Origin of the sequence: Neisseria wadsworthii 9715, from assembly GCF_000227765.1 — a bacterium.
GTDB classification, from domain to species: Bacteria; Pseudomonadota; Gammaproteobacteria; order Burkholderiales; family Neisseriaceae; genus Neisseria; species Neisseria wadsworthii.
In genome coordinates this window covers 144099-158166 of sequence record NZ_JH165159.1, presented here as the reverse complement: position 1 = coordinate 158166, position 14068 = coordinate 144099, and the positions used below count along the sequence as shown (strand labels likewise).

The following is a 14068-nucleotide window of genomic DNA, read 5'->3' as shown; positions in this document are numbered from 1 at the left end:
GACTTCAAACAATTCGTACTTGAAAATTTGTTCAGGATGGATGATGCATAAAACGGTAAAGCGGTAATTCTTCCCGTTAACATTCCGCCTAAACACAATATCAGGAGATAAACATGGCAGCCAATATGATGACAACTCCCAAATGGTATGAGCATATTACCAATGTAATTCTCGGAACCACTCAACGATTTGATAGGGAAAAAAGTTTTAAGGCTGTAGAGTATATCAATGAAAAAAAGGGATCTCCTATTGGTGCGATGTGGGTTATATGCAGTGATGTTTATGCAACAGCTTCACATGCTTATCTGTTTGAACATAACCTGAAAAAATTCAAACAATATTCTTATATACAAGGCAAGCTTTTTATATTGGGAAGCATGGGGTATTTTAACCCCGAACCATTCTTCTTTCCCGGAAATATGCTGAATATTAGCGAACTGTCGTTCCCCATGATCATGAGCGACAGCCCCCAATTGCGCGGTTTTTTGGTACGCAATATCGACAACATCGCCAACGATACCGAGGAATTTGTCGACCGCTACGATCTCAACAGCCATATGATGTACAACACCTTGTTGATGGTGGAAGGTAAGCAGCTGGACAGACTGAAGGAACGCAGTTTGCAGGTGCTGGCCTACCCCACGCCCGGCAAATGGCTGCAAAAGCGGCTCGACGACTACCGTTTCTTTCTCGCTTTCGCCGAGCAGGATGCCGAAGCCATGAAAAAAGCCTTGGAGCCATTGTTTATCAAAAAGAATGCGCGTGCCGCAGCCAAAGAAACCTTAACTTATTTCGACTTTTTTCTGCAGCCGCAAATCGTGATGTATGCCAAAATTGCCTCCATGCACGGTTTCGACTTGGGCATCGACCACAAAATCGCCCCGCGTGATTTGATCGTGTACGATCCGCTGCCAAGCAACGAATATCAGGATATTTTCGATTTTATGAAGCAATACGATTTATCGTATCCGTATGAATATTTACAGGATTGGGTGGATTACTATACGTTCCGGACTGATAAGTTGGCGTTTGGAAAATAGGGCGTATCTCCGATCGGGCAATATAATGCCTGTCTGAAAACTAATCTTTCAGACAGGCATTCGATTGTTATGAAATGTCTTTATTATATAAAAACTGTATTAGAACAGTCCGGTGATGATGCCTTCATCGTTCACATCAATTCTTTCTGCCGCCGGGGAAGCGGGAAGTCCGGGCATTTTCATCATGTTTCCGCATAAGGCGACGATAAAGCCGGCACCGGCTGACAAGGTAATGCCGCGAACGGTTATCCGAAAGCCGTTGGGGCGGCCTAAGAGCTTGGCGTTATCGCTTAATGAATATTGCGTTTTGGCCATGCAGACAGGCATTTTATCCAAGCCGAGTTTTTCCAATGATTGGATTTCAGCCATGGCTTCCGCGCTGAAATCTACGTCTTCCGCACCGTAAACCTTTTGAGCGATGGTACGGATTTTTTCGGGAATGCTTGCCTGTTCATTGTAAGCAAAAGAGAAGCGGTTGGGTTGCTGTTCGATAGCGGCCAATACTTTTTCGGCCAAATCAATACCGCCTTTCCCGCCTTTTTCCCACACCTCGGTTAAGGACACTTCTACGCCGTGCTCTGCGCAGGTTTGCGTGATTAAATCCAATTCTTGATTGGTGTCGGACACAAATCGGTTGAGGGCAACCACAACAGGCAGGCCGAACACGTTTTTAAGGTTGTCGATATGTTTCAACAAATTGGGCAAACCTTTTTGCAGAGCTTCCGGATTTTCGCGGTTTAAATCAGACTTTGCTACGCCGCCGTTATATTTGAGCGCGCGAACAGTAGCCACGATAACGGCGGCATCCGGCTTGAGGCCGGCCAAGCGGCATTTGATGTCGCAGAATTTTTCTGCGCCCAAATCGGCGCCGAAGCCGGCTTCGGTTACGGCGTAGTCGCTCAAATGCTGGGCCAAAAGTGTGGCGGTTACGGAGTTGCAGCCGTGGGCAATATTGGCAAACGGGCCGCCGTGTACGAATGCGGGCGTGCCTTCTATGGTTTGCACCAGGTTGGGTTTGATGGCGTCTTTCAACAAGGCGGCCATTGCGCCGTGGGCTTTTAAGTCGCGGGCGTAAACCGGCTGCCCGTCGTGGCTGTATGCGACCAGTATATTGCCTAAACGTGTTTTGAGGTCGGCCAAGTCTTTGGCCAAGCAAAACACGGCCATCACTTCGGATGCAACGGTAATGTCAAAGCCATCAGGGCGCATCACGCCGTCTGTGGGCTTGCCCAAGCCGCTGATAATGTTGCGCAGTTGGCGGTCGTTCATATCGACGGCGCGGCGCCATAATACGCGCTTGGGATTGATATTTAATTGATTGCCTTGGTAAATATGGTTATCCAGCATGGCGGCCAACAAGTTGTTTGCCGCGCCGATGGCGTGAAAGTCGCCGGTAAAGTGCAGGTTGATGTCTTCCATCGGCAAAACTTGGGCATAGCCGCCGCCTGCTGCGCCGCCTTTGATGCCGAAAACAGGGCCGAGCGAAGGTTCGCGCATGGCCACCGCAGCATTTTTGCCGATTTGGTTCAACGCATCGGCCAAACCGATGGTTACGGTGGTTTTGCCCTCGCCTGCAGGTGTGGGGTTGATGGCGGTAACCAGAATCAGGCGGCCTTGTTTTTTGGGCAGGACAAACGCATCGGCGGGGTTGATTTTGGCTTTGTATTTGCCGTATTGCTCAAGCAGGTCGGCAGAGAGGCCGAGCTTAGCGGCAACGGTTTGGATGGGCTGCATCGCCGCTTCGCGGGCGATTTCTGCATCGGATTTTTGGCTCATATCGGTTCCTGTTTGGGTTGGGCTGGGATTCTCCTGTATTATAGCCGAACTGGATTTCCTTATTAATCGGGATTGAGAAAGCTGCTTATGGTTACGGGCTCTTGGTTTTATTGGGCGCTGGCTTCCGCGTTTTTTGCCGCGCTCACGGCGGTGTTTGCCAAAGTGGGTTTGCAGGGAATTGATTCGGACTTTGCAACCTTTATCCGAACGCTGGTGATTATTGCCGCACTGGCGCTGTTTCTCACTTATACGGGCAAATGGCAGGGTGTGGAAGGATTCAGCGGGAAAAACTGGGCATTTCTGATTCTGTCGGGCTTGGCAACGGGCGCTTCATGGCTGGCTTATTTCAAGGCTTTGCAACTGGGCGAGGCTTCGAAAGTGGCGCCTGTGGATAAGTTTAGCATCGTGTTGGTAACCATGATGGCAGTGCTGTTTTTAAAAGAACGCCCGAGCGTGCAGGAATGGCTGGGCATCGGTTTGATTACGGCGGGTGTGCTGGTTTTGGCGTTTAAAAAATAACCCCGCTGTTGCGGAATGCCTGTCTGAAAAGAGCGCACCGGTTTTTCAGACAGGCATGGTTATGCCGATGCCGGCGCAATAAATCTTGCCGATTCGTGTACAATCTTGCCTTTTCCCAATCCTTGAATATTTTATGCCGCGCCCGTTTTCCGCACCGTTTGCCCGCCGTTTGTCCAGCCATCTGAAACGCGGCGGCCTGGTCGCCTACCCCACCGAATCATGCTACGGCTTGGGCTGCCTGCCGCAGAACGTGCGTGCGCTGCAAAAATTAGTGCGCCTCAAAAAGCGGCCTCAGCATAAAGGCATGATTGTGATTGGCGACGGTTTACCCCGCTTGCTGCCTTTGTTGAAAGGCCTGTCTGAAAAAGAACAGCACAGCATCGCTGCCGCTTGGCCCGCACCGCTCACTTACCTTTTGCCCGTTTCATCTAAAGCCCCCGTTATGTTGCGCGGCAAGGGCCGCAGCAAGCTGGCCGTTCGGGTGCCGGCGCATCAAGGCGCACGCGCATTATGCCGCGCTTTGCGCACCCCGTTGGTTTCCACTTCGTGCAACAAAGCGGGCAAGCGGCCCTGCAAAACCGAGCGCGAAGTGCGGCGGCAGTTCGGGCGCCAGGTTGCCATCATTGGCGGACGTTGCGGCGGGGCCAAAACACCGAGCCGAATTGTGGATTGGGAAAGCGGCAAACGCTTGCGCTGATGCCTGTCTGAAAATTGATTTTTTTCAGGCAGGCATTGTGGCTTTTATTTCGCAAATGAAACAAAGCATTAAACATACATTAATGTATCTAAACACTCTGCCTACCTGAAACATTGCTACACTCAGCCAAACCCATTAAAATACAAACATTTGAATCTAAACAAGCAAGCATTCCAGCAATGACCCAGCCCTTTATCGAAATGAGAGACGTGGCCTTTGCCTATGGCGACCGCCCCGTCCTGAACAATGTGAATTTCAGCATTGCCCGGGGTAATTTTGCCGCCATCATGGGTGGTTCGGGTAGCGGCAAAACCACGCTGATGCGCCTAATTACCGGGCAAATTCATCCGCAAAAAGGGCAGGTTTTGGTAGAAGGGCGCGATTTGGCCGCACTTTCTGCGTCTGAATTATATGAGCACCGCCGCCGTATGGGCGTTTTGTTTCAACACGGTGCGCTGTTTACCGATTTATCTGTGTTCGACAATATCGCCTTTCCCATGCGCGAATTAACCGAATTGCCGGAAGAGGTGATCCGCGATTTGGTGATTTTAAAATTGAACGCAGTGGGGTTGCGCGGGGTCGAACATTTGATGCCTTCGGAATTATCGGGCGGTATGGCTCGTCGGGTGGCTTTGGCGCGTACCATTGCGCTCGATCCGGAATTAATGCTTTATGATGAGCCGTTTACCGGCCTTGATCCGATTTCGCTGGGCGTAATTGCTTTGTTAATCAGCCGCATCAATACGGCATTGCGTTCCACCAGCGTGATGGTGTCGCATGATGTGGCGCAATCTTTTGCCATTGTGAACCAAGTGATTTTTCTGGCGCACGGCGAAGTGATGTTTTCCGGCTCACCCGAAGAAATCCATACGTTGGATTCGCCGTGGGTGCAGCAATTTATCGGCGGTAAACCCAACGGGCCGGTTAGCTTCCGCTATCCGGCGCAAACCACTTTGCAGCAGGATTTACAGGTATAAACCCCGATACCGACCGTTTCAGACAGGCATGGATTGACAGATGCCTGTCTGAACTTCAAAAATACAATACGAAAACCCTATGAGCTTTTTCCAATTTATCGGCGCAAAAGTTTTAAACTTTCTTCAAATACTCGGCAGCAATATTCTGTTTTTTTTCAGAATAGTTGGCGCATCCGGCGCGTCTATCCTCCGGCCGCGCCTCAGCCTGCGTCAGGTTTATTTTGCTGGCGTATTGTCGATGCTGATTGTGGCCGTGTCCGGCCTGTTTGTCGGTATGGTGCTTGGCCTGCAAGGCTACACGCAACTTGCCAAGTTTAAATCGGCAGATGTTTTGGGCTTTATGGTGGCCGCTTCATTGCTGCGCGAGCTGGGGCCGGTGCTCGCTGCTATTTTGTTTGCCAGCAGCGCGGGAGGCGCCATGACCAGTGAAATCGGTTTGATGAAAACCACCGAGCAGCTTGAAGCCATGAATGTGATGGCGGTTAATCCCGTGTCCCGAGTAGTTGCGCCCCGTTTTTGGGCCGGTGTGATTTCCATGCCGCTACTGGCTTCGATTTTCAATGTGGCGGGGATTTACGGCTCCTATATTATCGGCGTGCAATGGCTGGGATTGGACAGCGGCATTTTCTGGTCTCAGATGCAAAACAATATTTCATTTAGCTATGATGTGCTCAACGGTTTAATCAAATCCGTATGTTTCGGTGTGGCCGTTACCTTGATTGCCGTTTATCAAGGCTTCCATTGCAAACCTACGTCAGAAGGCATCTTGCGCGCCAGCACACGCACCGTTGTTTCTTCCGCACTGACCGTGCTGGCTATTGATTTTATTTTAACCGCCTTTATGTTTACCGGATAACACTATGAAAAGAAGCACTTTAGAACTTTGGGTCGGCTTATTTGCCGTTATCGGCATTGCCGCAATCGCCTTTTTGTCTTTCCGCGTGGCCGGCGGGGGCGGTACATGGGGCAGCTCAAACGGGCAAACTTATACCGTGTATGCCAATTTTTCCGACATCGGCGGCTTGAAAGTAAAAGCGCCGGTTAAGGCATCCGGCGTGTTGGTGGGGCGCGTGGGCGACATCCGGCTCGACCCGAAAACCTATCATGCGCAAGTGACCCTGGATTTGTATAAGCAATACCAGTTCAGCAGCGACGTGAGTGCACAAATCCTCACTTCCGGCCTGCTGGGCGAGCAATATATCGGTTTGATACAGGGTGGTGATGTAGATGAACTGGCCGCAGGCGATACCATCACGCTCACAAGTTCGGCTATGGTTTTGGAAAACCTGATCGGCAAATTTATGACCAGCTTTGCCGAGAAAAGCGCCCAGTCTTCACCTGAAAACAACCCCGCAGCAAGCGGCACAAAAGAATAACACCACACATTTTGATTTTAACTTTGTACAAAACGCATAAAATATAAGGAATACACATGAAAAAAACCGCCATTCTCTCAGCATTAAGCATCGGTGTGATGAGCATCAGTATGGCTTTTGCCACGCCGCAGCAGGCGGTAAGCCAAGTGCAGACCAGTGCGGATCAAGTGTTGAATATTCTCAGCAAGGCCGATGGCAGCAATAATGCCAGCGTCCGCAAACAAGCGGAAAATTATGCTATGCCCCATTTCGATTTTCAGCGCATGACAGCTCTGGCCATCGGCAATCCGTGGCGCAGCGCCAGCCCTACGCAGCAAAAAGCCTTAACCGATGAGTTTAAAACACTGCTTATCCGTACCTATTCCGGCACCATGCTGCAATATAAAAATGCTAAAGTAAATGTAGCGCCTAACCCAACCGTAAACAAAGGCGGTAAAGAAGTGGTGGTGCGCGCCCAGATTACCCCTGCCGGCGGAAAAACCGTGAATATGGATTTCACTACTTACCAAAGCGGCGGCAAATACCGCGCGTATAACGTGGCCATTGAAGGCGCCAGCCTGGTAACCGTATACCGCGGCCAATTCGGCGAAACCATCAAAACCAAAGGTATCGACGGCCTGATCGCCGACTTGAAAGCCAAAAACAGCAAATAACATGAACACCGAAATCCGTGAAAACGTATTGCTGCTGAGCGGCGAAGTGACCGTAACCACGGTAACCGCCGCTACCTTCCGGCAATTCAGACAGGCATGTGCGTCACCCAAGATTGAGACGCTCGATTTATCGGGTGTTACCCGCGCCGATTCCGCATGCCTTTCATTGCTGTTGAGTGCAGTTCGGCGCGAGCCCAAACCTGCTATCCGCAGCATTCCCGAGTCTGTTGCCTCTCTTGCCGCGCTTTACGAAATTCAAGAATGGATACGCGTATGAACAAGCCCCAAACCGCAGCCTTGGTAAGCTTATTGCTTGCACTTAGTGCTCCTGCATTGGCCGAGCATAATCCGCATGACCCTTACGAAGGCTACAACCGTTTCATGTTTAAAGTGAACGACACTGCAGACCGTTATGTGCTGACGCCTGTGGCAAAAGGTTATCGCGCGGTTACGCCCAAGCCTGTGCGTACCGGTGTGAGTAATTTTTTCAACAACCTGCGTGATGTCGTGAGCTTCGGCAGCAACGTTTTGCGCTTGGATATCAAGCGTGCCAGCGAAGATTTGGTTCGCGTGGGCGTCAACACCACATTTGGCGTGGGCGGTTTAATTGACGTTGCCGGATCGGGCGGCGTGCCGAACAATAAAAGCACTTTGGGTGACACGTTTGCCTCGTGGGGTTGGAAAAACAGCAATTATTTCGTTTACCCGCTTACCGGCCCCAGCACCGTGCGTGATGCGCTTGGCAGTACCATTACCACGGCTGCTTTGCCGGTGGATAACTATATTTTCAAAGATACCGGCGTGCGCATCGGCGAAAAAACCTTGAACGCGGTAAGCCAGCGTGAGCAATACCTTGATCTCACGGCCAGTTTGGATGAAGCTGCTATCGACAAATACGCCGCAGTGCGCGATGTGTATATGAGTATGCGCGCCAAACAGCTTGGCGTTGTTCCGCCGCAGGCAGGCGAAGAAATCGATATTGACGATTTGGTTACCGATGATGTGCCGGGCGTTGAAACAGAAAGCACTGAAGCGGCAAACATTCCTGTTGAGGCAGAGCAGACTGACAATGCCCCGGTCTCGGTGATTCAGTTGAAAAACGGGGAAGCCGTAAACGGCAGCGACTATATGCCGGCCCAATAAGATTTTTGATGTTGTATAACAAATGCCTGTCTGAAACCGATTTTCAGACAGGCATTTGGTTTATCGGGGTATAATTCATTTTGTTGTCATTTTATTTACAAGAAGCCGTGAAAAAAGCCGCCATTTTCTCTCGTGGAATATTCAAAATTCCTGATCTGCAAAATTTTTTTCCTAAAACAGAACTGATCAAGCCAAATCAATCGGCAGATTGCGTATTCGGTTGGGGGCTGAGGCCGACAACCAAACAAGCCCGGGCATATGCCGTGAAGCACGCGCTACCTTATATTGCCTTGGAAGACGGCTTTTTGCGTTCCACGGGGTTGGGCGTAAACGGTTTTCCGCCTTTTGCTATTGTGTGGGATGATGAGGGTATTTATTATGATACCGGTAAACCATCCCGTTTGGAGCGTCTTGCGCTTGATTCAGTTGGGTTTTCGGCCGATACATTGGCTTTGGCTGAGCGGGCTATGGGTTTGGTGGTGCAATACGAGTTATCCAAATACAATCATGCGCCTGCGTTTTCAGACAGGCCTCATCAAAAATGCCTGTCTGAAAACGAAATCGTGTTGGTGCTTGACCAAACTTTCGGCGATATGGCAGTGCAATACGGCGGAGCGGATGAAGATACATTTCGGCGGATGCTGGAGGCGGCCGTCAATGAAAACCCCGATGCACAAGTTTGGGTAAAAACCCACCCCGATGTGTTGAGTGGTAAGAAAAAAGGCTATCTTACCGATTTGAGTAATCTGTCGAAGGTTCGGCTCTTGGGAGAGGATATTAATCCGATCTCTCTGATGAAGAGGGTGGATAAAGTTTATTGTGTGACCTCGCATATGGGATTTGAAGCTCTGTTGTGCGGAAAACCCGTTACTGTATTCGGCAGGCCTTGGTATGCCGGCTGGGGGCTGACGGATGACCGCCACTCCGATATTCCTGTGATGCGGGAAACCGGCCGGCGTGCCCGACGCAGCCTGCCCCAACTATTTGCAGCGGCCTATCTGGAATATACCCGTTATATCAACCCAAACACGGGCAAAAGCGGCAGTATTTTGGATGTGATCCATTATTTGGCACATGCCCGCAGATTGAATGAGACTTTGCGCGGCCACCTTTATTGTGTGGGTATGTCGTTATGGAAACGTGCAGTTATCAGCCCTTTTTTCAATTTGCCTTCTTGCTCGCTGCACTTCGTTTCTTCTGTAAAAAAAATTCCTGCCGTTTTGCCTGAAGGTGCGCGTTTGCTGATTTGGGGGCGGGGTAATGAGCAGTTGTTGGTATTTGCAGATAAACGCAATTTACCTGTTTTGCGAATGGAAGACGGTTTTGTACGCTCGGTTGGGCTCGGTTCCAACTTGGTGCCGCCTTTGTCGCTCGTGGCGGATGATTTAGGTATTTATTTCAACGCGCAAGCACCTTCTCGTTTGGAACATATTTTGCAAAACCAAATTTTCTCCGAACAAGATAAAGCAGAAGCACGGATTTTGCAGAAGCAACTGACAAATGCAGATGTGAGTAAGTATAATGTTGGCATATCTAAGCTTGAACTGCCTGATACGAAAAAGAAAGTTATTCTGGTTCCCGGTCAGGTGGAAGATGATGCCTCTATCCGTTATGGTTCGCCCGAAATCAACAAAAATGCTGATTTGCTGGAAAAAGTGCGCGAATTGAACCCTGATGCTTTTATTATTTACAAGCCGCACCCCGATGTGGTGAGCGGTAACCGTATCGGGCAAGTACCCCAAGTTGATACCGACAGATTGGCCGACATGGTGGTGCCCGAGGTAGACATTATGGCCTGTCTGAAAGTGGTTGATGAAGTGCATACTATGACTTCGCTAACCGGATTTGAAGCGCTTTTGCGCGGGAAAACCGTTTATTGCTACGGCCTGCCGTTTTATGCAGGCTGGGGGCTTACCAGCGATTATATTGAGTTGCCACGAAGAACCCGCAAGCTTGAGCTGGCTGAACTCATCAGCGGAACATTAGTCTATTATCCATTATATGCTGATCACCGGAAACACCGTATGATTGATGCTGCAACCGCTATTCAGCTCGTGATTGACCAAAAAGAAGCATATGCAGGAGCGGTGGGGTTGAAACGCAGTTGGTTTGCCAAACAAAGCGGCAAAATAAAACAGCTTTATCTGTCTTTAAAAAAATAAGAAGCCTAAACACAATGCACAACCAAATCATTCCGTCTAATCTGGAAAGACTCGCTGAAAATAAGCGCATTCTTTTGTTGCAAGGCCCAATCGGCCCGTTTTTCCGTAACTTGGCACAGTGGTTCGAGCAGCAAGGTGCAACGGTATTCAAATTCAATTTCAATCATGGGGACCAGGTTTTTTACCCACCATCAGTCGGTAATACCCATAGTTATCAAGGGCGTTACGAAGAATTCCAACCCATGCTGGCGGATTTTTTGCGGGCCAATGATATTCAAGCCGTAGTTTGTTTTGGCGATACCCGACCGTATCACCGAATTGCCAAGCAAATATGCGAAGAATTCGGCAATATCAGTTTTTGGGCATTTGAAGAGGGCTACTTCCGCCCGCATTTTGTGACATTGGAAGAGCATGGCGTAAACGCTTATTCGGAGCTGCCGCGCCAAAAACAATTCTTTTTGAATGCCTATGCCTGTCTGAAACAGCAGGAATATGCCGCGCCCAAGCCTGTGCCGGACGGTTTCTGGCCACGGGCCAAACTGGCTGTGCATTATTATGTGGCTGCCAGTTTGGGGCAGAGGAAATATCCAGATTATAAGCACCATCGTATTGATAAATTGCGGCACTACGTAAAGCTGTGGACACTTTCCGGCATTAAACGCTTCAACTATATCTTGAACGACCACAATTTTGCCAAACAAGTGGAAAGCGGGAAGTTCGGGCGCTTTTTTGTGTTACCGTTGCAAGTGTTCAACGACAGCCAGATTCATGTGCACAGTGATTTTGCCAGCGTGCGGGAGTTTCTTCTGTATGTGTTGGAGTCTTTCGCAGCACACGCGCCGCTTGATACAGTGTTGATTGTCAAGCACCATCCCATGGATCGTGGATTTATTGATTATCAGAAAGACATTGATGTATTTCTGGACAAATATCCCCAATTACGTTTGCGTATTCATTATGTGCATGACGTGCCTTTACCTGTATTTTTGCGCTACGGCTCCGGAATGGTTACGCTGAATAGCACAAGCGGCCTTTCTGCCTTGATTCACAACATGCCGGTTAAAGTGATTGGTCGGGCGCACTACGATATTCCCGGCCTTACCTCACAACAAAGCCTGTCTGAATTTTGGCAGAATCCTGATAAGCCGGATGCTGATTTATTTCATGTTTACCGCATGTATCACTTAAACGTTACCCAAATCAACGGCAGCTTTTACAGCCGCGTTAATTTGCCTGAAATTAAATAAAATCAACATCAATCTGTAAATATCGGCTATGCCTGTCTGAAAATGAGCAACGCGAGTTTCTGCGAAGCTAAAACAACTTTTCAGACAGGCATCATTTATGTTGCCGACAATTACACAAAGCCCCTTTAAATTTTCTCAAGCAGCCCATATGTTCGGTGCAACTTTCTTATAACTAACCAACAACAAACCATCATGAACCAAGATTTTTATGAAACATTAGGCGTATCAAGAAGCGCCAGTGATGAAGAAATTAAAAAAGCCTACCGTAAGCTTGCGATGAAATATCATCCCGACCGTAATCCGGGAGACCAAGCTGCTGAGGAAAAATTCAAAGAAGTACAAAAGGCTTACGATATACTTTCCGATGCACAGAAACGCAGCGCATACGACCAATTCGGCCATGCCGGAGTCGACCCGAATATGGGCGGCGGATTCGGTGGAGGATTTGGTGGCTTTGGCGGTGCTCAAGGTTTTGATTTTGGTGATATTTTTAGCCAGATGTTCGGCGGAGGCGGAGCGGGCGGGCGCCAGCAAAGTTATCAAGGTGCGGATTTGCAGTATGCAGTTGAAATCACTCTGGAAGAAGCCGCAGCAGGCATTAAAAAACGCATCCAGATTCCTACCTATGAAGAATGTGATGTTTGCCACGGTAGCGGTGCCAAGCCCGGCACTTCGGCGACAACGTGTTCCACCTGCCACGGCAGCGGCACCATCCATGTGCGCCAAGCCATTTTCCAATTGCAGCAAACCTGTCCGACCTGCCACGGAACAGGTAAGGAAATCAAAGATCCGTGTATGAAGTGTCGCGGAGAAGGGCGTATCAAAACCACCAAAACCGTTGAAGTCAATATCCCTGCCGGTATTGACGACGGTCAACGCATCCGCCTGAGCGGTGAAGGCGAGCCGGGTAAAAACGGCGCGCCCAGCGGTGATTTATATGTGATTGTGCATGTAAAAGCGCATAAAACTTTCGAGCGTAACGGCTTGGATTTACATTGCGAATTACCGATCAGCATCACAACCGCTGCGCTCGGCGGGGAAGTAGAGGTGCCCACTTTGGATGGTAAAGTTAAACTGAGTATTCCCAAAGAAACACAAACCGGCCGTCGTATGCGCATCAAAGGCAAAGGCATCAAATCTTTGCGCTCCAGTGCACAAGGCGACTTATATTGCCACGTTGTGGTGGAAACGCCGGTTAATCTTACAGACAGACAGAAAGAATTGCTGGAAGAGTTCGAAAAAATTTCCACCGGCCTCAGCCGCTCGCAAACCCCGCGTCAAAAATCATTTAAAGATAAATTGCGCGATTTGTTCGAATAACGTGAAGTATGTTTGCAAACCAACCAAAGGTTGGGTATTGAGCTGAGAAAATTCAAAAAAGCCAATGCTTGCTGTTGTAAAATACAGCAAGCATTTTTATGGATAAGTAGCGTAAAATAAAACTCGGTCATTATTACTATAATAAACCTTTTCTTGGTCTATAATCGCATATGCATTTTTTTCATAAAATGAATAATAAATCTATTGCCTTGGCTGAACCATAACTATTTGCAAACAATCTAATTTATAATCTGGTTCAAACTCGGCCTTACCCTACAGAGATTACATCACATATGACACTCCCGGCATTATTTATCGGGCACGGAAGCCCTTTAAATGCAATTGAAGATACCGCTTACCGAAACTCCTGGTTGGAGCTTGGCGAAGAATTGCGTGATATTTATGATGATGAAATCGAAAACATCCTGTGCATTTCATCCAATTGGGTAACAGATGGCATAGCTGTTACCGCCATGCAAAAACCGCCTACCATTCGCGACTTCAGTGGGTTCCCGCCCGAGCTCGACAGCATCTCTTATCCTGCTCCGGGTAATCCGGAGTTGGCTGAGGAGATCCGGCAACTGCTTGCCCCTGAACCGGTTACTGCTGATTTGTCATGGGGCTTGGATCATGCCACATGGATGGTGTTGCGCAATCTTTTTCCGGATGCCGATATTCCTGTGGTGCAAATGAGCCTTAACCGTAACCTTAATGCCCGTCAGCATTACGAGCTTGCGCAAAAATTGGCCGTATTGAGAAAGCGCGGTGTATTGATCATAGGAAGTGGTAACATTATCCACAACTTGAGCTTGCTAGACCTCCGCCATGCCAACCAACCCGGCCCAGGTCATACTTGGGCGGAGTTGGCGCATCAAATTATACTTAAGTGGCTGAAAAACAATAATTTAAATTCTCTTCTTGATGACAGCCACTATCCCCAACCGATTCGCATGTCTATGCCCAGCCCGGAGCATTTCTGGCCGCTGCTTTATGTGCTGGGTGTACGCAAGGGTAAGGAATATATGGAAATTTTCAATGACGAAATCGTAGGCAAATCCGTGAGTATGACTTCTTTGGTAATCGGCATGGATTAGCCTCTCGTCATGGTAATAGGTTATAAAAAATGCCTGTCTGAAAACTTTTCAGACAGGCATTTTT

Annotated in this window: 14 protein-coding genes; 13 read left to right on the top strand and 1 reads right to left on the bottom strand. The window is 48.9% G+C overall.

The window, feature by feature from the left end; genetic code table 11:
• Nucleotides 1–113 precede the first annotated feature (113 nt).
• The gene (locus HMPREF9370_RS00645; RefSeq protein ID WP_009115295.1) at nt 114–1040 is read left to right on the top strand and encodes an immunity 49 family protein; all 927 of its coding nucleotides are present in this window, start codon (nt 114–116) and stop codon (nt 1038–1040) included.
• 99 nt (nt 1041–1139) lie between these two features.
• Here the strand turns inward: HMPREF9370_RS00645 and HMPREF9370_RS00640 are convergent, their stop codons facing one another.
• Nucleotides 1140–2816, bottom strand: coding sequence for a formate--tetrahydrofolate ligase (locus HMPREF9370_RS00640; RefSeq protein WP_009115294.1), 1677 nt, complete (start codon nt 2814–2816; stop codon nt 1140–1142).
• An 87-nt stretch (nt 2817–2903) separates the two neighbouring features.
• Between HMPREF9370_RS00640 and HMPREF9370_RS00635 the strand changes: the two genes are divergently transcribed.
• The 12 genes from HMPREF9370_RS00635 (at nt 2904) to ygiD (ending at nt 14004) form a co-directional block, all read left to right on the top strand.
• Complete coding sequence (locus HMPREF9370_RS00635; RefSeq protein WP_009115293.1) at nt 2904–3335, top strand: EamA family transporter; 432 nt, start codon at nt 2904–2906, stop codon at nt 3333–3335.
• Nucleotides 3336–3468: 133 nt separating this feature from the next.
• Nucleotides 3469–4032, top strand: a complete 564-nt coding sequence (tsaC, locus tag HMPREF9370_RS00630; protein WP_009115292.1) for an L-threonylcarbamoyladenylate synthase type 1 TsaC — start codon at nt 3469–3471, stop codon at nt 4030–4032.
• Nucleotides 4033–4211: 179 nt separating this feature from the next.
• Nucleotides 4212–5009 (top strand): ABC transporter ATP-binding protein, encoded by a 798-nt coding sequence (locus HMPREF9370_RS00625; protein ID WP_009115290.1) that lies wholly within the window; start codon nt 4212–4214, stop codon nt 5007–5009.
• 79 nt (nt 5010–5088) lie between these two features.
• Entirely contained in the window at nt 5089–5865 is a 777-nt protein-coding gene (gene mlaE, locus HMPREF9370_RS00620) for a lipid asymmetry maintenance ABC transporter permease subunit MlaE (protein ID WP_009115289.1), read from the top strand.
• A gap of 4 nt (nt 5866–5869) precedes the next feature.
• The gene (gene mlaD, locus HMPREF9370_RS00615) at nt 5870–6385 is read left to right on the top strand and encodes an outer membrane lipid asymmetry maintenance protein MlaD (RefSeq protein ID WP_009115288.1); all 516 of its coding nucleotides are present in this window, start codon (nt 5870–5872) and stop codon (nt 6383–6385) included.
• Nucleotides 6386–6441: 56 nt separating this feature from the next.
• Nucleotides 6442–7038 carry an MlaC/ttg2D family ABC transporter substrate-binding protein gene (locus tag HMPREF9370_RS00610; RefSeq protein WP_009115287.1) on the top strand — a complete coding sequence of 199 codons (597 nt, stop codon included), beginning with the start codon at nt 6442–6444 and terminating at the stop codon, nt 7036–7038.
• 1 nt (nt 7039) lies between these two features.
• Nucleotides 7040–7315, top strand: a complete 276-nt coding sequence (locus tag HMPREF9370_RS00605) for an STAS domain-containing protein (protein ID WP_009115286.1) — start codon at nt 7040–7042, stop codon at nt 7313–7315.
• Nucleotides 7312–8181, top strand: coding sequence for an MlaA family lipoprotein (locus HMPREF9370_RS00600; RefSeq protein WP_009115285.1), 870 nt, complete (start codon nt 7312–7314; stop codon nt 8179–8181). The genes HMPREF9370_RS00605 and HMPREF9370_RS00600 overlap by 4 nt, the downstream gene beginning before the upstream one ends.
• Nucleotides 8182–8261: 80 nt before the next feature.
• Nucleotides 8262–10343 (top strand): capsule polysaccharide biogenesis protein, encoded by a 2082-nt coding sequence (locus HMPREF9370_RS00595; protein WP_009115284.1) that lies wholly within the window; start codon nt 8262–8264, stop codon nt 10341–10343.
• Nucleotides 10344–10357: 14 nt separating this feature from the next.
• Entirely contained in the window at nt 10358–11590 is a 1233-nt protein-coding gene (locus tag HMPREF9370_RS00590; RefSeq protein ID WP_009115283.1) for a capsule polysaccharide biogenesis protein, read from the top strand.
• A 189-nt stretch (nt 11591–11779) separates the two neighbouring features.
• Nucleotides 11780–12910, top strand: a complete 1131-nt coding sequence (dnaJ, locus tag HMPREF9370_RS00585) for a molecular chaperone DnaJ (protein ID WP_040666721.1) — start codon at nt 11780–11782, stop codon at nt 12908–12910.
• Nucleotides 12911–13203: 293 nt separating this feature from the next.
• Nucleotides 13204–14004, top strand: a complete 801-nt coding sequence (gene ygiD / locus HMPREF9370_RS00580; protein WP_009115281.1) for a 4,5-DOPA-extradiol-dioxygenase — start codon at nt 13204–13206, stop codon at nt 14002–14004.
• Nucleotides 14005–14068: the final 64 nt, after the last annotated feature.